Annotated in this window: 25 protein-coding genes, 1 tRNA gene and 2 pseudogenes; 15 read left to right on the top strand and 13 right to left on the bottom strand. The window is 59.8% G+C overall.

What is annotated here, in order from left to right; all coding sequences use genetic code 11:
* Positions 1–164 precede the first annotated feature (164 nt).
* Genes B0B13_RS09935 through B0B13_RS09920 form a run of 4 tightly spaced genes read left to right on the top strand, consistent with a single transcriptional unit; the run spans position 165 to position 4,870 of the window.
* A complete protein-coding gene (locus tag B0B13_RS09935; protein WP_076786197.1) occupies positions 165–986 on the top strand; it encodes a glycosyltransferase family 2 protein in 822 nt (273 codons plus the stop codon).
* The gene (locus B0B13_RS09930) at positions 983–1,939 is read left to right on the top strand and encodes an NAD-dependent epimerase/dehydratase family protein (protein WP_076786198.1); all 957 of its coding nucleotides are present in this window, start codon (positions 983–985) and stop codon (positions 1,937–1,939) included. Before B0B13_RS09935 ends, B0B13_RS09930 begins: the two co-directional genes overlap by 4 nt.
* 5 nt (positions 1,940–1,944) lie before the next feature.
* Positions 1,945–2,997, top strand: a complete 1,053-nt coding sequence (locus B0B13_RS09925; RefSeq protein ID WP_083703703.1) for an MraY family glycosyltransferase — start codon at positions 1,945–1,947, stop codon at positions 2,995–2,997.
* A complete protein-coding gene (locus B0B13_RS09920; protein ID WP_076796097.1) occupies positions 2,984–4,870 on the top strand; it encodes a polysaccharide biosynthesis protein in 1,887 nt (628 codons plus the stop codon). The genes B0B13_RS09925 and B0B13_RS09920 overlap by 14 nt, the downstream gene beginning before the upstream one ends.
* Before the next feature lie 18 nt (positions 4,871–4,888).
* Here the strand turns inward: B0B13_RS09920 and B0B13_RS09915 are convergent, their stop codons facing one another.
* From B0B13_RS09915 to B0B13_RS09885, 7 genes are all read right to left on the bottom strand, one after another.
* On the bottom strand, positions 4,889–5,941 hold the full coding sequence (locus B0B13_RS09915; protein ID WP_170872424.1) for an O-antigen ligase family protein: 1,053 nt from the start codon (positions 5,939–5,941) through the stop codon (positions 4,889–4,891).
* A gap of 222 nt (positions 5,942–6,163) precedes the next feature.
* Positions 6,164–6,451 (bottom strand): hypothetical protein, encoded by a 288-nt coding sequence (locus B0B13_RS09910; protein WP_076796092.1) that lies wholly within the window; start codon positions 6,449–6,451, stop codon positions 6,164–6,166.
* 138 nt (positions 6,452–6,589) lie between these two features.
* Entirely contained in the window at positions 6,590–7,060 is a 471-nt protein-coding gene (locus B0B13_RS09905; RefSeq protein WP_076796090.1) for a response regulator transcription factor, read from the bottom strand.
* Between the two features lie 23 nt (positions 7,061–7,083).
* On the bottom strand, positions 7,084–8,184 hold the full coding sequence (locus B0B13_RS09900; protein ID WP_076786204.1) for an MraY family glycosyltransferase: 1,101 nt from the start codon (positions 8,182–8,184) through the stop codon (positions 7,084–7,086).
* 24 nt (positions 8,185–8,208) lie between these two features.
* Complete coding sequence (galE, locus tag B0B13_RS09895) at positions 8,209–9,231, bottom strand: UDP-glucose 4-epimerase GalE (protein WP_076786205.1); 1,023 nt, start codon at positions 9,229–9,231, stop codon at positions 8,209–8,211.
* An 8-nt stretch (positions 9,232–9,239) separates the two neighbouring features.
* A complete protein-coding gene (locus B0B13_RS09890; RefSeq protein WP_076786206.1) occupies positions 9,240–10,064 on the bottom strand; it encodes a glycosyltransferase in 825 nt (274 codons plus the stop codon).
* Positions 10,061–11,317, bottom strand: coding sequence for an oligosaccharide flippase family protein (locus tag B0B13_RS09885; protein ID WP_076796088.1), 1,257 nt, complete (start codon positions 11,315–11,317; stop codon positions 10,061–10,063). The genes B0B13_RS09890 and B0B13_RS09885 overlap by 4 nt, the downstream gene beginning before the upstream one ends.
* 235 nt (positions 11,318–11,552) lie before the next feature.
* Between B0B13_RS09885 and B0B13_RS09880 the strand changes: the two genes are divergently transcribed.
* From B0B13_RS09880 to waaA, 4 genes are all read left to right on the top strand, one after another.
* The gene (locus B0B13_RS09880) at positions 11,553–12,935 is read left to right on the top strand and encodes a phosphomannomutase/phosphoglucomutase (protein ID WP_076796085.1); all 1,383 of its coding nucleotides are present in this window, start codon (positions 11,553–11,555) and stop codon (positions 12,933–12,935) included.
* Between the two features lie 209 nt (positions 12,936–13,144).
* Positions 13,145–14,143 (top strand): lipopolysaccharide heptosyltransferase I, encoded by a 999-nt coding sequence (gene waaC / locus B0B13_RS09875; RefSeq protein ID WP_076797259.1) that lies wholly within the window; start codon positions 13,145–13,147, stop codon positions 14,141–14,143.
* 12 nt (positions 14,144–14,155) lie between these two features.
* A complete protein-coding gene (gene kdoO, locus B0B13_RS09870; RefSeq protein ID WP_076796082.1) occupies positions 14,156–15,040 on the top strand; it encodes a Kdo hydroxylase KdoO in 885 nt (294 codons plus the stop codon).
* Positions 15,041–15,058: 18 nt separating this feature from the next.
* The gene (gene waaA / locus B0B13_RS09865) at positions 15,059–16,396 is read left to right on the top strand and encodes a lipid IV(A) 3-deoxy-D-manno-octulosonic acid transferase (RefSeq protein ID WP_076796080.1); all 1,338 of its coding nucleotides are present in this window, start codon (positions 15,059–15,061) and stop codon (positions 16,394–16,396) included.
* Positions 16,397–16,427: 31 nt separating this feature from the next.
* On the opposite strand, the gene B0B13_RS19370 is transcribed toward waaA, so the two are convergent.
* Entirely contained in the window at positions 16,428–16,553 is a 126-nt protein-coding gene (locus B0B13_RS19370) for a P-loop NTPase family protein (protein WP_139337392.1), read from the bottom strand.
* A gap of 499 nt (positions 16,554–17,052) precedes the next feature.
* On the opposite strand from B0B13_RS19370, the gene B0B13_RS17965 reads away from it, so the two are divergent.
* Positions 17,053–18,123, top strand: coding sequence for a hypothetical protein (locus B0B13_RS17965; RefSeq protein ID WP_139337391.1), 1,071 nt, complete (start codon positions 17,053–17,055; stop codon positions 18,121–18,123).
* Between the two features lie 113 nt (positions 18,124–18,236).
* Here B0B13_RS17965 and B0B13_RS09850 read toward each other — a convergent pair whose 3' ends face one another.
* Complete coding sequence (locus B0B13_RS09850; RefSeq protein WP_076786212.1) at positions 18,237–18,560, bottom strand: rhodanese-like domain-containing protein; 324 nt, start codon at positions 18,558–18,560, stop codon at positions 18,237–18,239.
* 3 nt (positions 18,561–18,563) lie between these two features.
* The gene (locus tag B0B13_RS09845) at positions 18,564–19,217 is read right to left on the bottom strand and encodes a protein-L-isoaspartate O-methyltransferase family protein (protein ID WP_076796072.1); all 654 of its coding nucleotides are present in this window, start codon (positions 19,215–19,217) and stop codon (positions 18,564–18,566) included.
* 188 nt (positions 19,218–19,405) lie between these two features.
* On the opposite strand from B0B13_RS09845, the gene B0B13_RS19365 reads away from it, so the two are divergent.
* The 5 genes and pseudogenes from B0B13_RS19365 (at position 19,406) to B0B13_RS09830 (ending at position 21,992) form a co-directional block, all read left to right on the top strand.
* Entirely contained in the window at positions 19,406–19,666 is a 261-nt protein-coding gene (locus tag B0B13_RS19365; protein ID WP_076796069.1) for a YkgJ family cysteine cluster protein, read from the top strand.
* A gap of 121 nt (positions 19,667–19,787) precedes the next feature.
* A pseudogene (locus tag B0B13_RS17225) lies at positions 19,788–20,000 on the top strand (ArsR/SmtB family transcription factor); the annotation flags it as partial.
* Positions 19,997–20,424, top strand: a pseudogene (locus B0B13_RS17220) (YeeE/YedE family protein); the annotation flags it as partial. The pseudogenes B0B13_RS17225 and B0B13_RS17220, both read left to right, overlap by 4 nt.
* A 66-nt stretch (positions 20,425–20,490) precedes the next feature.
* Positions 20,491–21,093 carry a DUF1439 domain-containing protein gene (locus B0B13_RS09835; protein WP_076797258.1) on the top strand — a complete coding sequence of 201 codons (603 nt, stop codon included), beginning with the start codon at positions 20,491–20,493 and terminating at the stop codon, positions 21,091–21,093.
* Positions 21,094–21,146: 53 nt separating this feature from the next.
* Complete coding sequence (locus B0B13_RS09830) at positions 21,147–21,992, top strand: undecaprenyl-diphosphate phosphatase (protein WP_076796067.1); 846 nt, start codon at positions 21,147–21,149, stop codon at positions 21,990–21,992.
* A gap of 10 nt (positions 21,993–22,002) precedes the next feature.
* Here the strand turns inward: B0B13_RS09830 and trmB are convergent, their stop codons facing one another.
* Positions 22,003–22,791 (bottom strand): tRNA (guanosine(46)-N7)-methyltransferase TrmB, encoded by a 789-nt coding sequence (gene trmB, locus B0B13_RS09825; RefSeq protein WP_076787733.1) that lies wholly within the window; start codon positions 22,789–22,791, stop codon positions 22,003–22,005.
* 337 nt (positions 22,792–23,128) lie between these two features.
* Between trmB and B0B13_RS09820 the strand changes: the two genes are divergently transcribed.
* Entirely contained in the window at positions 23,129–23,356 is a 228-nt protein-coding gene (locus B0B13_RS09820; protein WP_170872423.1) for a hypothetical protein, read from the top strand.
* 305 nt (positions 23,357–23,661) lie between these two features.
* Here B0B13_RS09820 and B0B13_RS09815 read toward each other — a convergent pair.
* Positions 23,662–23,736 (bottom strand) — tRNA-Gly (locus B0B13_RS09815).
* Positions 23,737–24,180: 444 nt separating this feature from the next.
* On the bottom strand, positions 24,181–24,744 hold the full coding sequence (locus B0B13_RS09805; protein WP_076796061.1) for a YggT family protein: 564 nt from the start codon (positions 24,742–24,744) through the stop codon (positions 24,181–24,183).
* Positions 24,745–24,779: the final 35 nt, after the last annotated feature.

The following is a 24,779-nucleotide window of genomic DNA, read 5'->3' as shown; positions in this document are numbered from 1 at the left end:
TGTTTCATGTTATGGGTGCGGCCTTGTGTCAAAAATAATGGCCTTGTTTCCTGATGGGGGTAATTTAAAAGGCTGTGGTGTTTTGAGATATAAATTTTTGTGATATGCTCTTGAAAAGCGGTGTTTATCGTGGGGCGATTTAAACTTAAATTTTGTGGATTTTCATGCTGATTTCCGTTTCAATTGTCACCTATCGTCAGTCGTCGCATGTGCTGCGGAATACGCTTACGAGCCTAGGTGCTGCGTTGAGACGATTGGAAGGTTTGGGCGTGTCGGGGCGTCAGCCTTACGCTATGCTGACACTGGTGGATAATGGTACAGACTTACGCGGTTCAGACTATACATCCGCTCTTGAAAATTCCAATGCAGAAGTTTTGGTATTTTCTGGCCACGGTAATGTAGGTTATGGGCGAGGACATAACCTTGTTATAAATGGTGCAAGATCGCGTTTTCACTTGATATTGAACCCAGACGTTGAAATTGATGAAGATGCGCTTTGGAATGCAATTGATTTCCTCGACAAGCATGCCGATGTCGGTCTTATAACGCCGTTGATCTTTGGTGGCAACGGTATACAGCAGTACCTCTGCCGCCGATATCCCGCCGTTACTGATTTGCTATTGCGTGGCTTTACTCCTATATCTCTTAAAAGGTGGTTTGATCATCGTCTTGCTAACTATGAGATGCGAGAAGTTATTAACGACCACGACGTCGTTTGGGATCCACCGATCGTAAGTGGTTGCTTCATGCTATTCCGAACTGACATTCTCAAGAGACTTCGCGGTTTCGATCCACGCTATTTCTTGTACTTTGAGGATTACGATTTGAGCCTGCGTACTCACGCTGTTGCGCGGATCGCATACGTGCCGTCCGTGCGCATCGTGCATCACGGCGGCGGAGCGTCTCGTAAAGGCGTTAAGCACATCGGCATGTTTGCCCAATCAGCGTTTAAATTCTACCGCCGCTTTGGCTGGAAGTGGGTATGACTGGTTTCGTTGTCACAGGAGCGAATGGATTCATTGGCCGGCGGTTGTGTCAAGCGTTGCTCGGGCTCGGTGGTCAGGTCACCGGAGTGGCTCGTCATGGTCAGTCTGCTTGCGAAGGCATACATAACTGGTTGAGTGTAGGAAACGATTTTGAGGGGCTGGAACGTATTTGGCCGCGTCTCCTCCGCAGCGACTGCGTAATCCATCTCGCTGCCCGCGTTCATATTATGCGCGATGAGGCTGCGGACTCGCTTGCCGCGTATCGCGCGACGAATGTCGATGGCACAGTTCGCGTTGCAGAAGCGGCGCGCGCCGCAGGGGCGCGCCGCTTTGTCTTCGTCAGCAGCGTCAAGGCAGCGGGTGAAACGGATGGCGGTAGCCCGTTAAAGGAAACGGTCACTCCTGCGCCGGTTGATCCCTATGGCTTGTCAAAGCTGGAGGCAGAACGGGCGCTTACCACGTTCGGACGCAGCACCGGGATGGAAATTGTCATTGTGCGCCCGCCGCTAGTGTATGGACCAGGTGTGCGCGCCAATTTTTTGCAATTAATGACAGCGATTGACCGCGGGATTCCATTGCCACTTGGTTCCGTCGACGCGCGCCGCAGCATGGTCTTCTTAGATAACCTTGTAGACGCATTGGTGCGTTGTGCACTCCACCCATCTGCCGCAGGCGAAACGTTTCATGTGAGCGATGGCTTGGATTTGACGGTGGCAGAATTGGTGCGGATGCTTTCACGGCAGTTGAATGTACCCGCGCGGCTTATTCCGGTTCCGGTGCTAATGCTGCGGATTGCGGGCCGACTTACTGGCCGCTCAGAAGCGGTTGAGCGTCTAGTCAACGACTTGCGACTCGATATATCGCATATCAGCAAAGTTTTAGGATGGCGTGTTCCATACTCCATTGAAGAAGGTTTGCTGAAAACCGCTATATGGTATCGAGCAGCCCACTGAAACGAATGTCTCCTGTGCAAGTTTTGAATCTCCCCCCTTTAGAGGCGTGTGTGCTGCTCGCCGTGGCCGGGCTGGTCGCTGTTACTGCCATCTTGGCTTACCTGCTCCAAACCGGCCTTGCGTGGCGTCTTGCCACAGACGTGCCGAACGACCGCTCGCTACATATACGGCCAACGCCACGCGTCGGGGGATGGGGTATCGTTCCTGTCGTGGTGGTACTTATCTGGGTGAGCGCACCAGAGCTGTGGATGCCGGCCGCAGCGGCCGGTTTGCTGGCGGCGCTGTCACAGATTGATGACCGGCGCGGCTTACCTGCTCGGATGCGTTTTACTGGTCATCTGGTTGCGGTGGTGTCGTTAGTGCTTGCCTATCGGACGCCTGTCCCCTGGTGGGAGCTGGCGCTCATCGCATTCTTGCTGTTGTGGCTAATCAATCTCTACAACTTTATGGACGGTGCAGATGGTCTAGCGGGAGGTATGGCGTTATTTGGATTTGGCGGCTATGCATACGCAGCGCTTTCCGTCAACCATCCGGACGTGCAACTTGCTGTCGCGAGTGCAGTGATCTCCGGTGCTGCAGCCGGTTTTCTGCTTTTCAATTTCCATCCGGCCCGGGTCTTCCTTGGCGATGCCGGATCGATCCCGCTGGGGTTTCTTGCTGGAGCGCTGGGCTATTGGGGATGGAGAGGCGGAGTCTGGCCTGTGTGGTTTCCGGCGCTGACATTCGCACCCTTCATTGGCGATGCTTCTGTGACGCTGCTGAAGCGGTTGTGGCGTGGCGAGCGATTTTGGCACGCCCACAGAGAGCATTACTATCAACGGATGGTGCGTTCGGGGTTGGGACATGCGACTACGGCGCTAATTTGGTATTGGGTGATAGTGGCTGGCATAATGCTTGCCATTGTCGCTTTGCAGTTTACCCCTCTCTATCAGTGGATGGCAGTGTTCAGCTGGGTGCTGGTGCTCGTGGCGATGGGTTATTGGGTTGACCGGCGTTGGCGCAGCTATGTAGCCAGGTCTACTTTTCCTAAAGGTCTTGACGCCAATGATCAAACTTAAAGCCTCATGGCTTTCGACCAGTGCTTTTGCGTTTGATTTATGCTCGGTTGCGCTGGCCTGGGCCTGCGCCTACATCATTCGGTTTAATGGAGCGGTTCCGGACAATTTCCGCACCGGCGCGTTGCATGCACTGGTTTGGGTGCTGCCACTGTATGGCGCCATGTTTCGACTGCTTGGCCTATATCGCGGCATGTGGGTGTTCGCGAGCTTGCCGGATCTTGTGCGGATCGCCAAAGCGATCTGTTTCGGCGCCGTGCTGGTGATGATTGCGTCCGTGATGATCCAGCCGATTCCTATCATTCCCCGATCTGTGTTGGCTGTTTCGCCGATGTTGCTTTTTCTGGGAATGGGCGGCGCTCGTGCGATCTATCGTGCAACAAAGGAATTTTATCTATACGGTGGGCTGGTCGGTCAGGGCAAGCCAGTTTTCGTATTGGGGGCTGGTAATGCGGCGGCAGGTATTGTGCGTGAGCTAAAACGGTCGGGAGAGTGGCGGCTGGTTGGCTTGCTGGATGATGATCCTGTGAAGCACGGGCGGGAGCTTTACGGCTACCCAGTGCTTGGATCTATATCCGAACTGAAGCGGTTTGCCACTGAACTGAAGGTTGGGCACGTTATCATCGCCATTCCGTCTGCGTCGGTCGACGTGCATCGACGTATTGCGACCGCGTGCGTGAGGGCAGGAGTCCAAGCCTTTGTTCTACCAAAACTGACTGCACTGACTCAAGGTCAGTCGTCGCTGTCCAGAGTCCGCCAAATCGATTTGGAAGACCTGCTGGGACGCGATCCGGTGTCGATCGATACCGCACATGTCGAAGCGTTATTGAAGGGCCAAGTGGTGATGGTGACTGGAGCTGGCGGATCAATTGGGTCAGAATTGTGTCGGCAGATCCTGCGCTTCGGTCCCGCTCAACTGATTGCTTTTGACTTGTCCGAATACGCGATATACCGACTCAGCGAAGAGTTGCACGACCATTATCCAGACGTGTCGATCAAACCGGTAATTGGCGACGCCAAAGATTCTTTGCTGTTAGATCAGGTTATGGCCAGGTACGCGCCTCATATCGTTTTTCACGCCGCTGCATACAAGCATGTTCCGCTGATGGAGCAGCTTAACGCATGGCAAGCAATACGCAATAACGTGCTCGGCACGTATCGCGTTGCCAGTGCCGCGATCCGGCACAAGGTGTGCCGTTTCGTGCTGATATCAACCGACAAAGCCGTTAATCCAACCAACGTAATGGGGGCTAGCAAGCGGATGGCGGAAATGGTCTGCCAGGTATTGCAGCAGAGCACGCATGTAACCAAGCTTGAGACAGTGCGCTTTGGCAACGTGCTGGGCAGCGCGGGCAGCGTGATACCGAAGTTTCAGGAACAGATCGCGCGTGGCGGACCGGTGACCGTCACGCATCCGGGCATTACCCGCTTTTTCATGACGATTCCCGAAGCGTCGCAATTGGTGTTGCAGGCGTCGAGCATGGGTCAAGGCGGGGAGATCTTCCTGCTTGACATGGGCCAGCCGGTACGTATCGCCGATTTGGCGCGTGACCTGATCCGATTATACGGGTTTAACGATAACCAAATAAAAATTGTCTTTACCGGTTTGAGGCCGGGCGAGAAGCTGTACGAAGAGCTGTTGGCTGACAAAGAAACGACGACTCGCACGCCGCATTCGAAGTTGCGTATCGCCCGGGCGCGTGAAGTCCCGGGGAACTTGCTTGATGAACTGTTGCCGTGGTTGATGCAGAAGCGGATCCTGTCGGATGATGAAGTGCGGCGTGATCTGAGACGCTGGGTTCCCGAATATCAGCCGACTGGCGGCGCGATGCTGCACAGTGTGCCTACCAACAATCACGCCTCCCACGTCGGGTAATACGACCCATATTATGCGTTAGTGCTCAGCCAGCTCCCTTTTTCGGCTGGCGATGATCGCTAGCAATGTAGCGGTCGTCAGCGCGTAAAACGCTGCATTCATCACAACCGCGAAAACATCGTTCGTCAGTCCAAACACGAACGTACCCAGCACCATGATCAGACCCATGTATGCTGCATTTGTGATGGTTGGGTCTGAATGCCGCCGGTATTTCCAAAAGTATCGCAGTGGTCCGCCATAAAGCAATAGGAGACAGACAACGCCCACTGTACCTACCTCGGCAAGCATCGACAGTATCTCATTGTGCGCATGGTACATATGTAAATCGGATGCCAAATATTGATACTGTGGGATATGCATCATGGCTTCCCTGAATCGGCCTTTTCCGACACCGAAGGTCGGCTGTTCGGCATACAGTTCTAGTGATGCTTTCCATAATTGAAGACGTATGCCCGTCGACGATTCAGTATCGCCTCTCACGAGTTTGTGTATGTCAGATTCAAGCGCGTTCACGCGTTCTTGAACCATATTCGTAGTCGAAAGCGCGCCTAGTGCTGCTATCAGTAATAGTACTAGTCCGGCTGCGGCCCAACGATTGGACAACCAATGCCGTCTGGCCATCGAAGCCCACACGAGCACGGGTAGGGCTATCCAACCGCCGCGTGCGCCGGATAGATACGAGACGTAGCATCCACAGAGCAGTGCAATGACTTTAAATGCCCATTCGCCTAGCCAGATTCTCCGATCACGTTTAAGTGATGCAAAGGCAAGAAAGCCAAGCAGCAGGGCCGTTCCGCCAAAAGGGATGGGGTTCATGAACGCATTGCCGATGCGTCCGGGCGTGGACCAAGAGCCGGTGTGCAGCACCTCATGAAGTGCCCAGGCGCCGGTTGCGATGGCTCCGGCAACGAAGCCCCATTGTACCAAGCGGAGTTGGGCGGATGGCAGTGAGGCGAGCAGGAAGAAGCTAGGGACAATCAACCCAAACCGTAGTATAGAATCAAATGCCGATAGCTTGGCGGTCTGCAGTACGAGTACTTGAAATAAGACGGCAGCCGGCAATGCCAGCATGCTAATGAGATAAATTCGGTACTCGCGCCATATCGATCGGCAATGTTCCCAGTTGGACGGACGAGCTGCCCAACCTAGCGCTAACACGAGTAAAGTGAAATAGCAGTAACCGGTTCCCCCTTGCATTGTCAGCACTAGCGTAGGTGAAAGAATAATCGCGGCTGTGGCGACCCCTGTAACAAATCGGTTCGGGTGCATGAATACGAGGCTGTGGGTTGTTCTTCAGCGCGGCGCGCGGGCGATGGCATCTTCGATGCGCATGCCCGGCATCTTGCGCACGGGGCGCTCATTATAACTGCCGCCTTCATATCGATTGGCCACGCCGGTCACGGTCAGCACGCGGACGGTCAACGGTGTGCGCTTGAGCAGTTGGCCCGCTATGTACAACGCCGCAAAGGCCCGCGGGCTCCGCGGCTGAGCAACCCGGTCCACCCGCTGCAGCACCTTCCAGTTGCCGGAGCGGATCAGGTAGCGCTCAGCAATGCCGTACAAGGTGTCCTTCGACTGCACCTGATAGACCTCGATGTCATCGGCGCGTCAGGTCGCGCATAGTGCGTTGTGTGAACACAACTGCAACTTGAGCGAATCATTGAGATATGTGCGTCAATCGTATGCGACAGAACATCCACGTCCTGTTTCCAGACCCGCTCAAGAATGTGCGATCACGGCAGCGGTCGCGCGAGATGGCGAAACAGCTGCAGCGTTGTCGAACATAGAGTCGCCGAACTGCTCGCGCGAGCCCCACACCGGCTGCTGGTATGCGTCGAGACGCAGCAGCGTTTCGACGCATACCAGCAGGATTTGCGCGGACACCGGCTTCACGATGTAGTCGTCCGCGCCGGCGTCGAGCATCGACACGATATTCGTCTCGTAGCTGCGGCTGGTCATGAACAGCATGGGCAGCGTGGGAGGCAGGTTTTGCCTGGCCCATTTGAGCACCTCGTCGCTTGGCATGTCGGATACGCTCCAGTCCAGCACCAGCAGATCGAAGGTTTGCCTGAGCAACGGGTGCACGAAGGCCTTGCCTTCGGAGAATGAATGACACATGTGCCCAGCTTTGCTCAGCGTTTGGCAAATGCATTCCGCCTGGCTTGGGCCATCGTCCAGAACGCTGGTCATAGCGGCCGCCACCCCGCCACAAATCAACGCGGACGCTTGCGGAACACGAGCCAGCGGGGGGCCTTGAAGCGCACGATGCTCACGTACAGCCACACATAAGTTGCCACGAACAGCACGACAAAACAGAACAGGTGGACGGTGTGCCGCCAGAACAACGTTGCCGGGATCACGGCGATCAGGCAGAGCAACCACAGGTATGGCGAGGTCAGCGAATTGCGCCGGGTTAGCTCTCGTGCGGTGCGTGCGCCGACCACCCAGCGCATCAGTCGCTTGTAGACGAGCATATGCAAATGCACGCCGTCTGGAATGCCAGGTGACATGCCGCGCACGAATCGCTTACGGTAGATTGAAAAACAGACCTCGAAGATCGGATACATGAACAGCAGCAGCGGATACCAAGCGGAAACGTCGCGGTTGCGCATCACGAGCAGAATGGCCAACTCCGCCAGCATGAAGCCGATGAAATACGCACCGCCGTCTCCCAGAAAGATCAGTCCGGCCGGAAAGTTCCACAAAAAGAAGCCAATGATTGCCCCCATCATGACCAGCGAGCCAGACAGCACGATCGGGTCATGGACTTGGAATGCGACATACGCGAGTGAGGCGAACATCATGAAGCCGACCATCGACGCGAGTCCGTTGAAGCCGTCGATAATATTGATCGCATTGGCCAACCCGGCGACCGCGAGCACCGAGATCACCGCCGATACCCACGGATACGCGAGCGCGAAATCCAGCCATGGCACGCTGATACGGGTAATGGCCGCGTCGAGCAGCCAATACGCGAGTGCCGCGGCGACCATCGTCGCGACGAGCCGCGTAAAGGGACTCACGCGCCTGGTCAAGTCCTCGATCAGCCCGGAGGCGAACGCGGGCAAGCCGCAGGCGGCCAGCAGCAAAATGCCATCGGCTACCGATGGATACGCGCCGCGCAACTGCATGGCGCCGCCCACCAGCCCGAGCAGGATGCCAATGCCACCGATGCGCGGCACGGGCCGAACATGGAATTTTTGTACGCCCCCCAGATCGGTATCGGTCGACAGGCGCTGGTGCGTGTTCGCGTAACGGACGATGGCGAGCGTGACCAGCAGCGAAATCAAGAAGGCAATGGCGAAGCTGAGCATGGGTGCCGCATCTCCTCGCAGGGCTTAGGCGTAGCCGTTCGGATTGTTGACCTGCCAGCGCCAATGATCCGCGCACATCCTTTCGATGCCATGCTCGGCACGCCAGCCGATGACCCGCTCGGCCGCCGTCGGATCCGCGTAGCAGGACGCGACGTCGCCGGGACGGCGCGCGACAATTTCGTACGGGACTTTGCGACCGCTGACCTGCTCGAAGGCACGCACCACGTCCAGCACGCTGTAGCCCTTGCCGGTGCCCAAGTTCACGGTAAAGCTGCGGCTCTGCGCGAACAGTGTATCAAGTGCGGCAAGGTGTCCGCGCGCGAGGTCGACGACATGAATGTAATCGCGCACGCCGGTGCCGTCCGGCGTGTCGTAGTCTCCACCGAAGACCCGCAGACGCGGCAGCTTGCCCACGGCCACCTGCGCAACGAATGGCATCAGGTTGTTCGGGATGCCATTCGGGTCTTCGCCGATCAGCCCGCTCTCGTGTGCGCCCACCGGATTGAAATAGCGCAGCATGGCGACCTTCCAGCCAGCATCGGCGTGCGCCAGGTCGCGCAGGATTTGCTCGGCCATTAGCTTCGTTTGGCCGTAAGGGTTAGTCGCGGACAACGGGAATGACTCGTCGATCGGCACGCTTTGTGGGACGCCGTACACGGTGGCGGACGAACTGAATACGATGTGCTTGACATCATGCTCATTCATCACGCGCAGCAGCGCCAGCAGGCTGTCCAGGTTGTTCGCATAGTACTCCATCGGTTTTTGCACTGATTCACCTACTGCCTTGAGCGCGGCAAAGTGAATCGCGGCGCGGATCGGGCGGTGTTCGAACACTTGCCGAAGCGCGCGGTCATCGCGCGAGTCGGCTTGGTGGAACTGGATCGTCTTGCCGGTGATCTGCTCGACGCGGCGCACCGCGTCGACTTTGCTGTTGACCAGATTGTCGATTACCACGACATCGTAGCCCGCGTTGAGCAACGCCACGCAGGTATGCGAGCCGATAAAGCCCGCACCGCCGGTGACCAGGATCGTGCCTTGATTCGTCATCGTTGTCCTCATGTTTGACGGGCACGCGCACGGAACAGTGCGCGCTTGATGGATTGCAACACCGGGTACGGCGTTACGCAATGCAGCAGGTGCTTGCCTAGGCCGAGCCACCAATAGGGATTGAACGCCTCAAAGTAGGCAAGCTGCAGTCGCAGCGTCGAGACGATCTGCGTGCGTCGCTTTGTAGCACTGATGCTGCCTTCGTTCAGTTCGTAAACCAACCCGACTTCGGGCAGGTTCGCGCAGTCATGCGTGCGCATCAACCGTAGGAACAGGTCCAAATCCTCGGCCGCGCGGTACGCCGCGCGATAGTTGCCGGCCTGCCGGACCGCGTCCACGCGCAACATCATTGCCGGATGGATCAATGCGGTGCGCGCAAAGCGTTGCCGCCGTATGTCGGCCGGCTTGCTTGGCGGGGCCAACGTAAACAGCGGCGCGCCGTTGCGCGTGGCGACCTGTGCCCACATGCCGACCGCGGCCACGCGCGGATGCGCATCCAAATAGGCGGCTTGCTTCGCCAGCCGGCGTGCACAGGCAAGATCGCCAGCGTCGATACGGGCCGCGTAGCGCACCGAGCGTGCCGCCAGCGTATCGATGCCAGCGGCCAGCGCGCGTTCGATCCCACCATTGCGCGCCAGGCGTAGGATTTCGACCGACAGGCCATCGATAGCGGGCGCGGTGATCGGCGGCGTGCTGCCGTCGTCGACGATCAGCACGTGCACCGGCGCTGGCTCTTTAAATGAGCGAAGCGTGCGCTCCAGGTCGGCCTGGCAATTGTAGGCGGGGATCAGCACGCTCACGCTCGCGAGCGCGTCGTGATCAACATCGTTCATGGCTTGAGCTTGAGCCGGATATAGTAGAAATTCACCGCAGCCGCTGTGATGTAGCCTGCGGCCAAGCCGCCTAGCGCGCCGCGTGCACCGAATGCCGGGATCAATACGAAGTCCAGCGCGAGCGCGACGACCAGTGCCAACACCCATTTGGCTAGCAAGACGAATTTGGCCTGGTATTTGAGCACGACCAGATTGCTGATCGCCTCGATGCCGGCCGGCACCGACAGCCAGACCGCCACGCGCAGGATTTGTGCAGCGCCGTCGAAACCAGGTCCGAACACGATCCGCACGACCAGGTCCGCCGTTAGATCCAGCAGCAGCGCGCCGGCGCTCATCAGCGCTGCTGCCATCCACAGCAGCTGCCCCATATTGCGTCGCAGCTGCGATACGTCGGCGACACGATAGACGAACGCCGGTGCAAGCGTTTGCGCAAGCATCAGCGCGAGCGCGATCCAGTTCTCGTTCAATTGCTGTGCGGCTGCATAGCGGCCCAGGTCGGCAAATGACACGTAGCGCTCCAGCACCAGCCGGTCCAGCTTCAGGAACAAGTACATGCAGACGAGTCCGAGCCAGAAAACCGTTCCGGCGCGGCCGAACGTGTGCAGCAACGTGCGCTCCACACGCCAATCCAAACGCCCGTGGCGCGCGCGGTAATAGACGAGCAGCACGGCGGCGACGATCGCCGCCTCCATCACCCACAGCCATGCAAAGCTGGCCGCCGACGTGGCAGCGTGCACCAGCAGCCAGACGCCGCCGGCTTTGGCTAGCGCGGTGACGGTGCTCGTGATCAACTGTGGCTTGGCATAGGTGATGCTTTGCAGCCACGAATTGATCACGCCGATGAGTGGCTCGCGGAACAGCAGCGTCACGGCTAGCGCGGCCAGTATCGCGCCGACGGTCGGCTCAGTCAGCCCAGCAGCGATGCCGGCCCACGTCAGCGCGAGCGCGAGTGCCGATATTGCAAAGCGCAGCGCGAATGCGCTGCCGAGGATTGTGCCCAGGCGCTGCTCGCCATCGTGCACGATCATGGGGACTAGGATCTCCGCGCCGCACACCCAGGTCAGCGGCGCCAGCACGAGCAGTAGCGTGTTGGCATACTGCCACTTGCCGAACAGCTCGGCACCGAAGTAGCGGGCGAGCAGGCCGCTGATTAGGATCGCGACCCCAATTTGGGTGAGCCGCTCCAGGCCAAGCCAACAGAGGTTAGCGACCGCACGGACGACATCCGGATTGTTCTTGATTCGGTTTAGCATGCGCCGGCGGGGCGAAAAGTACGCGTCCTGACGTGGTATGGACGGCCATTTCGGCGATCATGGCCTTTAACCACGTTAAAATGACCAGACAAAGGGGTCTGAGTAAGCTGCAATTATAGATTGGATCCGGTTCCGAACTGGCGACCCGTGAGCGGCACTGCGAACAGACGGCGTAGGTTTGTTGCGCCACGCTTTGGCGGCCCCTCGAATTTTCGTTTCCAACAGGCACTCACTCATGATTTCTCAATCGATTTTCAAGGCTTACGACATTCGCGGTGTCATTGGCAAGACGCTCGATGCCGATGTGGCACGGCAGATCGGCCGCGCGTTCGGCAGCGAAGTGCGTGCGCAAGGTGGCGATGCGGTGGTGATCGGTCACGACGGGCGCTTGTCGGGCCCGCAATTGTCCGCCGCGCTGGCCGATGGCCTGCGCGCGGCGGGCGTGGACGTGATCGATATTGGCCTGGTGCCGACGCCACTCGGCTATTTTGCGGCCAGCGTGCCGCTCGCGGGGCGGCAGGTGGATTCGTGCATCGTTGTCACGGGCAGCCATAATCCACCGGACTACAACGGCTTCAAGATGGTGTTGCGCGGCGCCGCGATCTACGGCGAGCAGATTCAGGCATTGTATAAGCGCATCGTCGACAGCAATTTCGCCACGGGTGCCGGCAGCTACAGCGAACATGACGTGCGCGATGCCTACGTCGAGCGGATCGTGTCCGACATCAAGCCGGCTCGGCCGCTGAAGATCGTCGTCGATGCAGGCAATGGCGTGGCGGGATCACTTGCGCCGAGGCTGTTCAAGGCACTCGGATGCGAACTGGTCGAGCTGTTCTGCGACGTGGACGGCCATTTCCCGAACCACCATCCGGACCCGGCTCATCCCGAAAACTTGCAGGATGTGATTCGTGCGCTGAAGGAGACTGACGCGGAGATCGGCTTTGCGTTCGACGGTGACGGCGATCGGCTCGGCGTCGTGACCAGGGACGGCCAGATCATCTATCCGGACCGGCAATTGATGTTGTTTGCGCAAGAGGTGCTGTCGCGCAACCCGGGCGGGCAGATTATCTATGACGTGAAGTGCACACGCAATCTGGCCAAGTGGGTACGCGAGCAGGGCGGCGAGCCAGTGATGTGGAAGACCGGCCACTCGCTGGTGAAGGCGAAGCTGCGCGAAACCGGCGCGCCGCTTGCCGGCGAGATGAGCGGACACGTATTTTTCAAGGACCGCTGGTACGGTTTCGACGACGGTCTCTATACTGGTGCACGGCTGCTGGAAATTCTGTCGCGCGTGGCTGACCCGAGTCAGTTGCTCAATAGCTTGCCGAACTCGATCTCGACGCCCGAATTGCAGCTCAAACTCAACGAGGGCGAGAACTTCGAGCTGATTGGCCAACTGCAAAAGCATGCGACGTTCGACGGCGCCGACGACGTGATCACGATTGACGGCTTGCGCGTGGAGTATTCGGACGGCTTTGGGCTCGCACGCTCATCTAATACCACGCCTGTGGTCGTGATGCGCTTCGAGGCTGACAATGATGTCGCGCTCAAGCGGATCCAGGAGGACTTTAGGCGCGTGATCCTCGCGCAGAAGCCGGACGCAAAACTCCCATTCTAGGCGGTCCGGCACACCGCGGCCGTCGGGTCGCGCGACCCGTCTATCGGCGCCGCGTGGGGCCAGCCTACCGACGATGTTCGGGTCCGACGCGATAGCTGTGTCTATCCGCGCTACAATTCGCTACTTTTCGCCCGGCGGTCGAGAGCCCGCCGGCGATCCTCTTTCGCCGGCGATATGGCTGGTGTGGTTCCCGTAGCGTATTGATCCGCGTGCAAAAAATCCTAATCGTTCGGCTATCGTCGCTGGGCGACATCGTTCACAACATGCCGGTGGTCGCCGACATCCGGCGGCGCCATCCCGATGCAATCATTGACTGGCTGGTCGAGGAGAATTTCGTCGAGCTTGTCGAGCTCGTTCAAGGCGTGCGTCGCGCCATCCCGTTCTGTCTGCGCCGCTGGCGCAAGCGGCCGCTGTCGGCAGCGACGTGGCGCGAAGTGCGGCAATTCAGGCGCACCTTGGCCGCCGAGCAGTACGACGTGGTGATCGATTGCCAGGGTTTGGTCAAGAGCGCATGGGTCGCGAGCTGGGCGCGCGGCCACGTCGTCGGGCTGGGCAATCGCACCGACGGAGCCGGCTATGAGTGGCCGGTACGCTGGTTCTACCGCACGTGTGTGCCGATCGAGCCGCGCACGCACGTGGTCGAGCGCTCCCGGCAGCTGGTCGCGCGCGCACTCGGTGATCCGCCGCCGCGAGCCGATGCACCGGATATCGACTTCGGCATTGACCGGCGCCGCGCGGCGCTCGAACTGGCGCGTACGGGGCTGAACCTGCCGGTGCCGTACGTGGTGTTTGTGCACGCGACCTCGCGTGACGATAAGCAATGGCCTCAGAGTCGCTGGATCGAGCTGGGCCAGGCGCTCATCCGCCGCGGCGCGTCGATCGTGTTGCCGTGGGGCAATGAAGCCGAGCGTGCGACCAGCGAACGGCTCGCGCAGCCGTTCGGTGCCGCCGCGCTCGTGCCGCCGCGCTTGTCGCTGCCGGCGGTGACGGGGCTCATCGATGGCGCGGCGGCGACCGTCGGCGTCGATACCGGTCTGGTCCATATCGCCGCAGCGCTCAAGCGCCCGACGGTCGAGTTGTACAATTTTGCGACGGCGTGGCGCACCGGCGGCTATTGGTCGCCTGCCATCGTCAACCTGGGAACGGTGGGCGCCTCGCCGAGCCTGGCCGACGTCAAGCGTGCGCTGGCCCGCTTCGGATTGCTGTAGCGATATTTTCCTATGAGCGAATCACAAATCATCGAGGTCCAGACCGCCGATTGGCACGGGCAACACCTGTCGGTGCCGCGCGAGACATTGCTGGCCGCGGTAGAGTCCGGCAAAGTGCTGTATTTCCCTCGCTTGCGCTTTGCAATTGAAGGGGGCGAACCAGGGCTGCTGGATCCGGCAATCGCCGATCCGAAGCGCAAGAACATCAGCCTGGCGCCCAACGACGGCGCATTGCACGGCGTGTCGGGCGATGCGGTCACGCAGTCGGCCGTGCGTGCGCTGGTGTCGCGCTACCAGCTTAAGGCACGCGAGCTGGTCGATGGACTGTTCCCGGAATATACGGGTCAGCTTCGCGTTGCGCCCACCAGCCTGCGCTTGCATCGCGTCGAAGCGCGCAAGACGTCATGGCGCAAGGACGACAGTCGGCTGCACGTGGACGCATTTCCGTCGCGGCCGAACGGCGGCGAGCGAATCCTGCGCGTGTTCACGAACGTCAACCCACACGGCGAGCCGCGCGTGTGGCGGGTCGGCGAGCCGTTCGAGGAGGTGGCGCGCCGGTTTCTGCCTCAACTGCCTAAACCGGTGCCCGGCGCCGCATGGCTATTGAAGCTGCTCCACGTGACCAAGACGCGGCGCAGCGAGTACGACCATCTGATGTTGCACCTGCATGACGCGATGAAGGCCGACCTGGATTACCAGCGCAACGCGCCGCAGCAGACGATGCCGTTTCCGCCGGGCAGCGTCTGGGTCTGCTTTTCGGACCAGGCGTCGCATGCCGTGATGTCCGGCCAATTCATGCTCGAGCAGACCTTTTTCCTGCCGGTGCGCTCAATGGTGCAGCCGCAGCGCGCGCCGCTAGGCATTCTGGAGCGCCTCGCGGGCCACGCGCTTGTCTGACCGGTGGGCCGACGATCGATGCTAAGGATTCTGTATCGTGTGCTCTGGTACCTCGTCGCACCGTTGGCCGTTGTGCGCCTGGTGGTGCGCTCACGGCGCGAGCGTGGCTACATCGAGCACATTGGCGAGCGGTTCGGCCATGCGGCAGGCCGCGCGGCGCACGACAATGCCCCGCTGGTTTGGATCCATGCCGTGTCGCTCGGCGAAACGCGTGCCGCCCAACCGCTAGTGCAGGCGTTGCTCGACGAGCGTCCCGACGCGCGGGTGCTGCTCACGCACATGACGCCGAGCGGACGGGCGACCGGCGAGCAGCTATTCGGCTCGCGCGTGTTGCGCTGCTATCTGCCCTATGACATGCCCGGCCCGGTACGGCGGTTTCTGCGCGCATGGCGTCCCACGTTGGGCATCGTGATGGAAACCGAGGCGTGGCCGACGCTGATCGACGAGTGCCGCCATGCGGGCGTGCCGCTGGTGCTCACCAACGCGCGCATGTCGGAGCGCTCATACCGGCGCGCGTCGCGTTTTGGCGCGGCGGTGCGGCAAGTATTCGGCGGCTTTACGCGCGTGCTGGCGCAGAGCCCGGCCGACGCGCAGCGCCTGAGCGCGCTTGGCGCCCGTGATGTCGCGGTGCTCGGCAACCTGAAGTTCGATATGGCGGCCCCGGCGGAGTTGGCTGAGCGCGGCCGCGCCTGGCATGCGGCGATCGGCTCGCGGCCGGTGTGGGTGGCGGGCAGCACGCGCGACGGCGAGGAGGCGCTCGTGTTGGACGCATACCGCCGGCTCGGCGTCGCCGATGTGCTGCTGGTGCTGGTGCCTCGCCATCCGCAGCGCTTTGCCGAGGTCGCGGCGCTGGTCGAGCGCGCCGGACTCAAGCTGGCGCGCCGTTCGCAGTGGGCCGGTGCATCGGCGGCGAGCGGCTCACACGAGGTGGCCGCTATCGCGCCGCTGCCGGCTGACGTACAAGTGCTGCTCGGCGATTCGCTGGGCGAGATGCGCGCTTATTACGCGGCGGCGGACGTGGCCTTCATCGGCGGAAGCTTGCTGCCGCTCGGTGGCCAGAACCTGATCGAGGCCTGCGCCGTCGGCGTGCCGGTCGTGATCGGCCCACATACGTTCAATTTTGCCCAGGCGAGCGCCGACGCGATCGCGGCCGGTGCTGCACTGCGGGTGCAGGATCCGGCCGCGTTGGCGCAGGCCGTGCGCACATTGCTGACCGATCGCGCGCGCCGTGTGACGATGGGCGCCGCCGGGGCCGCGTTCGCGGCCCGTCACCGTGGCGCAACCCGTCGCACGATCGATGCGCTGGAGGCGCTGTTGCCGCCCGTTAAGCCGCGAACAGGCCGTTCTTCCCGATAAAGGGGCACCTCGTTCAGTCTGCTTTGCTCGTTCAATTCGCTATCACGGATGGCTTGTCATCGTGAATGTTGCGGATGTTCAGTATCATCGCGTCGAGCGATGCGCTAGCCATCGGCGCGAGATCCGCCTTATCGATGGTTAGTAAGCCAGACTTCATGGTGGCACGGGCCGGCAGGGCACTCAAATCCTCGGCGTGTTCCCTTGCTGGCGCAGCGTCAGCTGTACATTTTAATGACGGGTGATGGTCCGATACGCACTTGCGTTCTACGCAATGTTCATCAAAGCAGGCAGCCTGTCGCCTCGTCAAAATGACGCTTAATGATCCTTAATTGTTGATATTGTAATGGTGCTCGTTCACGTTGCTATGCTGTCATGCGATGGGCAATGGAGTCTTATCGCAGCATGCCGGTCATGCGAATGAGTATTACTGAAAAAGCGTTGGCAAAAACGCTCTCGAATATGGCGGATATGAAATAGGTGCGCGTCCCAATATCTGCTGGCTGCGCTCGTTATGTTAAGGATTCGTCTTACTCTCACCAATTCCGTGTAGTGGAAGTATGGTGTGATAGTGCAAGCCAGTTCGCTGCATGCGGATTTCTTCCAACGCTCGACGGAAGTTATACAACGTGGTGGCGTGGTGTGCCAAGGAGGCCTTTATGACAGCCGATTTAAAGATGACCGGTTGTTTCACCCCCTTTTTATCCTTCGTCAAAAAAACAAGAAAAAGCGGCAAAGATTGTAAGCTGAAGAAACCGAGCATCGATGCCAGCACACCCGCCGCTAGCGGTAAGCTGAATGGTCTGGCGATGCTAGGACAACTATGCCTTACTAGACCAGAAACCCCAAGGATGAACAATTATACTGTACTCTTAAAACATGAGGATAATAACGAAGATGGCGTACAGATTAAGCGAGGCAGACTAGCGGCATCGAGCTTTAACGTGAAACCAGCGCTTCGTAGCACCCGTGCCACCTCGTCATCGATTAAGAATGCGGGCTCAACGGTAACATGGACGTCGCATTCTGCTACTTCGGCGCAGCTTGGGCGGGTGGGAAGCAATGATTCGGCTACCGAAGTAGAAGACAGCAAGAATTCATTGTCAAACAGCGACAAGACTAATGCGACGCGAATGCAGAATTGGACTGCGGGCGTATGGAAGAAATTGGAGCGTTCGAATTCAATGGCCTCATTGCGAAAACGCCTGCCCCGGCTAACTCGCTCTAAATCTGACCCCCTGCCCCTCTCATACGCCGAACTACGCAAGCAGATGGATCTTCAATACCGTCAGTTGCTTAGCACGCCGCCGAAAGAACTAAAGGACGTTGAAGACGTACAGGCAGCTATCCCAGGGCTGGTGCGCACGGCAAAATGGGCGGAAGAAAAAAATGACCCAACACTGCCTCTTTTCGTTGTTCTATGTGCAGCTTATAAAAAGGTTTGTGTGACAAACGGCGGTTCCGCTGCGGTCGACAGATGGAAGAAAGACGTCGAGGCATTTGAAAAAGACGTGGCCGATGGTGGAAAGTGGGCACCGTTCAGGGACCAGTATGACCGATATGTAGGTGCACTAAATGAAAAAATTGTCGGACAAAGTCATCATGCAACGGAGGCGGCCGCGAACATCATCACTCGCCCTCCCCAGCGCGAAGTCGATACCGTCGTGGACATCGATCCGCGCGTACGCCGGTACCTTTTCGCCGTGAACGGTTGGGGCGTTCCAAAATAGCCTAGCCCCTGCAATTTGTCATCGCGCCGGACGATGATTGAGGATGCTCGACTTGATCGGCCTTTTCTCCGACATGGCCGACCACCACGTACGATTGTCGATGCGAGGGTAGTTCAATAAGTCGGCACCGACGGATCGACTTGCCGCGACCACGCATCGATACCGCCTTGCAGGTTATAGATGTGCTTGAAGCCGCGCGCCTCGAGGAACATGCCCACGCTCGCGCTGCGGGCGCCGTGATGACAGATGCAGACAATCTGCGCGTCGTCATCGAGTTCTTCGCTGCGCGCCGGAATGTCCTTCATCGGGATATGCACGATACCGTCGAGCCGGGCTGTCGATACCTCCCAGGGCTCGCGCACGTCGAGCAACACGGGTGCGGCCCGAGACGAGTCGGCAAGCCAGGCGGCGAGATCGGAGGCAGTGAGGTTCTGCATTGTTTAGAACTTGAATTGAGGCGGCTCGACCGCGTTGGTGAGGGGCGTGACGAACGTCTCGAAGATGTCGGCGATCCGGTATTGCTTGTCATCGACACGGGTGATGATCTGGGCGCGCATGACCGGTGCCACGCCGACGAATGCCGCGAGCCGGCCGCCGATCTTCAATTGCTCCAGCATTTCTTGCGGCAGCATCGGCAGCCCGCCCGATACGCAGATGACGTCATACGGCCCTTGTGTGGGCCAGCCGCGTGAGCCGTCGCCGGTTTCGACTTGTGCATGGGTCACGCCGTTTGCCGCCAGGTTGGCCCGGGCCAACTCCGCCAGCTCCGGGACAATGTCCAATGTCAGCACCGAGCGCGCGCGATGCGCGAGCAGCGCCGCCATGTAGCCGGAGCCGGCACCAATCTCCAGCACCACTTCGTGCTTTTTCACGGCCAGTTCCTGCAGCACTCGCGCCTCGATCTTCGGCAACAGCATGTGCTGGCCCGCCGGCAGCGGCACCTCAAGATCGGCGAACGCAATGTTGCGATAAGCAGCAGGTACGAAATGCTCGCGCTTGACGATCGCCAGCAGGTTTAACACGTCCTGGTCCAGCACCTCCCATGGGCGGATTTGCTGTTCGATCATGTTAAAGCGTGCTTGCTCGATGTTCATGGTGTCTTGACGGTTCGAATCGACGAAGATAAGCGTTGTAATTATACTCGACCCTCTGATGGCGTTGCCGTTTCCCCCGTCGCAGGCTTGGTTTTGCCGGTCTCTGTGGCAAATTGGTGCTGTAGGCCGCGCGTGCGGTACCGCTCCAGCGCGCCGGCGGCATCGCCGATCGTCCATTGCCGGATCTCATGAACTGTCGTCCCAACTGCGGTGCCTGTTGCATCGCGCCTTCCATTTCCGGTTCGATTCCCGGCATGCCGGGCGGTAAGCCCGCGGGCGTGGCGTGTGTTCAACTGGATGCGGACATGCGTTGCCGGATTTTTGGTGCGCCTGACAGGCCGCGGTGCTGCAGCGGCCTGCAGGCGTCTGAGGAAATGTGCGGACGCTCCCGCGCCCATGCGCTGCATTGGCTGACGCAGCTCGAGCAACTGACCGTCCCCTCGACGTAATGAAGGTGTTGCGCCGGCATGTCGGTGAATGCGGTGTTAAAGTCGTAGCGGGGCGTTCGGCGGCGTGTGCAAAACGCGTGTCAACGGTATAGGCTGACGTGCTGGTTGCCGCAAGGGGGGCGGCGCGCTGCAAGCGGAGTTGGGCATCCGGTAGCCGACACTTTCGCAGCAGCTGGGCGTGCTGCGGGACAATGAGCTGGTGGCGACCCGCCGCGAAGGCAAAAACATTGTCTATTCGGTGGCGAGCCCGAGCCCGAGTCCGAGTGCACTCGCGATCATGGCGGTGTTGTATGAGCAGTTTTGCGCCCATGCCAGCCAGGAGCCGACAGGCTGATTGACATCGCCAATTTCACGCCGAGGGGTTGCTCGCTGGCGGATTGCTCATCGGCGCCGCGGATGCCGTGCGGGTGGTGTCCGACGGCCGCATTGTCAGAATTAGTGGCATCTTGGGCGGGTTGCTGAGCCTGCCGCGCAATGACGTGGGCTGGCGGTTCATGTTCCTGGCGGGGTTGGCCGGCGCACCGGTCATCGCGACCCTGTTCGGCAAGCCGGTGGTCGTTGATATCGAATCGGGCGGGGGCGAGGTCCTGGCCGCCGGCTTCCGGGTCGGCGTCGGTAGCCGCTACGCCGGCGGCTGCACCAGTGGCCACGGCGTGTGCAGCCTTTCGCGCGGCTCGGTCTGCTCGCTGACCGCCACTGTGACGTGGACGGTGACCGGCGTGCTACCCGTCTTCGTGCAGCGGCACCTGTTCGGAGGTTGGTATGGTGGCCGTGACGGCCTGTTTCGCCGGCCTGCTGCGTGCGAGCCAAAAGAGGAGCATTGCATGATTGAAACGGTGGTCCGCACATTAGTGCGGGCAGCGGTCGCGCTGTCGTTGATCGCGGGGCTTGGCGTGGTGGTGACGATGGCCGTGGCGCCCGGTGTCGCGCACGCCGGAATTTTCCCGTTCGTGCCGGATCATTACACGTTCTCGCAGCGGCAGGTGCAGCGTGCGATCGAACGCAAGTTTCCGTATCAGCGCAGCGTTGGCCCATTGCTGGACCTGGCGCTGGCCAATCCTGTTGTCGCGTTGCGCGCAGATGTCAACCGCGTCGTGGTTACGGTCGACGCGCACTTGGCCAGTCCGTTGCTAGGGCGTCCAGTGGACAGTGTCGTGAGCTTGTCCAGCGAACTGGCGTACGATGCGCCTAGCCGCTCGGTCGTGCTGCGCAACCCGAGTATTGAGCGGGTCGACGTCGGCGGCGACGCGGCGCCGTACGCGCAACAGATCCATGCTGCCGCATCGATTGCCGTGGCTCAGTTGCTGGCTGACTACCCAGTCCACACGTTCAAGTCTGAACAATTGCGATTTGCCGGACAGCAATATGAACCCGGTACAATTACAATTCTTTCAGATGGCATACGCGTGCAGATCGTCGAGAAGTAGCGGCGTCGCGCGCTGCCGCCCCGGCTCAGGTTGTTTCTTCAAAGGACGATGGGATGGATCTGCTGCTGTTGCTCAAGGCGCTGGTGCTTGGCCTGGTGGAAGGCTTGACGGAATTCCTTCCTGTATCCAGTACAGGACATTTGATCCTTGTCGGTGAATTGATTGATTTTACTGGCGACGGCAGCAAGGTCTTCGATGTTGCGATCCAGTTCGGCGCCATCCTTGCGGTATGCTGGGAATATCGCGAGCGTATTGGCCAAGTGGTGCGGGGCCTGGCCACCGAGCCGCCAGCCCGGCGTTTCGCGCTCAATGTGATCGTTGCCTGTCTTCCCGCAGTCATGATGGGACTGCTGTTCGAGAAGCCTATCAAGGCGCTGCTGTTTTCGCCGGTGCCGGTGGCGATTGCGCTGATCGTCGGCGGCATCATCCTGCTGTGGGTGGAGGCGGCGCATCGCCGTCGCGATGGCGGCGCCGTGTATGTTGCCCGTGTGCAGTCGATCGATGAACTGACCGTTGTCGATGCTCTGAAAGTCGGGCTCGCGCAATGCTTCGCACTGATCCCCGGCACGTCACGCTCGGGGGCGACGATCGTGGGAGGACTCCTCACCGGCCTAGAGCGACGTGTTGCGACTGAGTTCTCGTTTTTCCTCGCCATCCCGTTGATTTTCGGCGCCACCGTGTATGAACTGGTCAAGGCGCGTGACGCACTGAGCGTATCGGATATTGGCCCGTTCACGGTCGGTTTCGTGACTGCGTTCGTCAGCGCATTCGCGTGCGTGCGCTGGCTGTTGCGCTACATCGCGACACATGATTTCACTGTGTTTGCGTGGTACCGGATTGGCTTTGGACTGCTGGTGCTGGTCGCTAGCTATCTGGCGGGTGTCACGTTCAACCACTGACCCGAGGTGTTCAACGCTTCGTGAACAGCAGATCCCATACGCCGTGGCCAAGTCGAAGCCCGCGGCGCTCGAATTTTGTCATCGGACGATAATCGGGGCGCGGTGCATAGCCGCTCGCCTCGTCCGACGCATTGGCGAGAGCCGATTCCGCGCGCAGTACGTCGAGCATCTGCTCCGCATAGTTCTGCCAGTCCGTCGCCAGATGCAAGTAGCCGCCGGTGCGCAGCCGCGATGCAAGCAGCTTGACGAACGGTGGCTGGATGAGCCGACGCTTGTGGTGGCGCGCCTTATGCCACGGGTCGGGGAAGAAGATGTGTACGCCATCCACGCTGTCCTCGGCCAACATATGCTCGATGACCTCGACCGCGTCGTGCTGAATCACGCGGATATTGTCCAGTTGCCTTTCCCCGATCAGCTTCAGCAGTGCCCCTACGCCCGGCTCGTGAACCTCGATGCCGAGAAAGTCGTCGCCTGGCCGTTGTACGGCGATATCAGCGGTTGTCGTGCCCATGCCAAAGCCGATCTCGAGCACGCGCGGCGCATCGCGACCAAAGGTTGCCTCCCAGTCGAGCGGCGCGCCGGTATAGGGCAGCTTGAATCGCGGGCCCAGTTCATCCAGCGCCCGTCGCTGGGCGTTGGATAAACGTCCCGCTCGAGTCACGAAGCTGCGGATGCGGCGCAGCGGCGGGGGGGCAGCGTTGGCGGGTGTCGCGCCGTGGCTGCTGTTCTCCTGGGCTTCATTCTCGGCACGCTTGTGCGCGGCCGCGTCGTTGTGGCGATCGGAAGGGTCGTGAGTCATCGTGCAGCGTTTGCGGCAGGCCGTCCAGCGCGGCACGTGCGTTGTCGGGTCGGCATGCGGCTGATAAGCAAAAAGCCGTTCGTATATTGAACGGCTTTCAGTGTCTTCGAGTGGGCGATGCGGCATGAACGCATGGTCCCGGGCATTCCGGCGGAAGTACAACTTCCACGAAGAGCGGAGATTGTGGCTTGGTTTGGCTATCCCGTCAACCGGACAATTCTATTTGTCCGTGACACCGGCGGGCGTGATGCGTGCGCCTGGCGTTTTGGCGCGCGGTTAGGGTGGCAACGCTGGCCGACAACCTTGATCCATGCAGGCACAAGTCGATGGTGCACGAATGAACCCGCTGGCATTCACCATGCTGCAATCGGTTTGCGGCGCGCTGGATAAGGTCATGCGGCTCGTGTCGTGCAAAGCACTCGAGCATGTGTTCGTCGAGCACGATTACCCATTGCGTCCGTCCACGAGTTGCTCGACGTGGCGGCGGTGCGCGAGCAGCAACCACCGCGCAGCGACTTCATTACCACTGGCCCTCTATACCGTCAGGCGTCTCGAATCAGTGTAGCAGAGCCTACAGATGAACTTAAAGAAGAGTTCAAAGCTTTGATGGAACGGATGGATGATGCGTGCCTGGCGACCTTTTCCATTCCGAAACGGCATTCCAAGCGTGTGTAGAAAAAGATCAAATCAGGGGATCTTGTAGTGGGAGAGTAGACGCCGAACTTCTTGTCTCGGAGCAACCTGGGTGTTTTGACCGGCACGATGGAACGCTCCGAGCCCAAATTCAAGTTCAGGTGTGAGTAGCAGGTTGTCAGTACGGCGACTGTTAGAGAATCCCGAGAGTCTTATGTGGCAAGGGTTGAACCATACTGGAGCGGGCGATGGGAATCGAACCCACGTCTCCAGCTTGGGAAGCTGGGGTAATAGCCATTATACGACGCCCGCGAAGCGCATTATTCTACAGTGTTTCTTTCGGCTTGGGGAGCAAAGCGTTGTAGCGGTGTCGTGAGCACATGAATTATTCAAGTCCCCAGCACGTCATGTGTCCGCTTTCATGGCTATGGTATGGAGCCACTTCCACTTATCAGTCGGGCACGTTGGTGACAGGAAACCCAGAAAATGAGATGCGAAGCAGTCTACAGCGACCGGCAGGACAAGCGGCTCACGCAGCGGAAGCGGCGCGGCGGTTGGGCGTTGAGCGCACGTTTTGGCGGCAGATTGGGCGCTACAAGGCCGACGGCCTGCAAGAGCTGATCGACAAGCGGCTGAACTTAACTGGTACCGGCGCGAGCACGGCGACACGCGCGAGCCTTGCACTGGCTGCACGAACAATTGCATACAGATTTTCTACACGCCCGATTCGTTTTCAGAATACGGGCGCCATCATGCTCAAAATCCGAACATCGTCACCGACACGGTGATGCGTGTGACGATCATCAATAATACCTCGACGATCACAAGCAGCACCAACGGCGACAGGTCGATGCCGCCGAGCGTGGGCACTACGCGGCGCAGCGGGTTCAGCAACGGCGCGGTCAATTGCAGCAGGATCGCCATCGCCGGGGAGCGCGGGTTGACCCACGAGAGCAGCGCCATGATCAGCGTTAGCCAGATCGTCAGGTTCAACGCCCACTTGATCATCGTCAACAGCGCGATGACGAATCCAGCGGGCAACAGTGAGGCCGGGTCGCCACCGGAGACGGCCACCATCAGGATGATGAACACGATCGCGGTGAGCCAGGCGGCGAACAGACTCGTCCAGTCGATGCCACGCGCGGCCGGAATGACCCGGCGCAACGGCAGCACGAGCCAGTTGGTTGCCTGGAAGATGCCCTGCGAGACCGGGTTGTACGGCGTGAGCCTGACCACATGCAACCACGCGCGCAGTAGCAGCGCGGCACCGAACAACGTGAAAATCGTATTGAGCAGAAAGCGGGCAATATCCCCGAACATCTTGTTTTCCCTTCGAGTGGCGCAGCCGACGAGTT

The sequence above is a fragment of the Burkholderia sp. b14 genome, from assembly GCF_900156195.1.
In the GTDB taxonomy this organism is placed as follows: Bacteria; Pseudomonadota; Gammaproteobacteria; order Burkholderiales; family Burkholderiaceae; genus Mycetohabitans.
The sequence above is the reverse complement of the archived record's forward strand: the minus strand, read 5'-3'. Positions and strand labels throughout refer to the sequence as shown.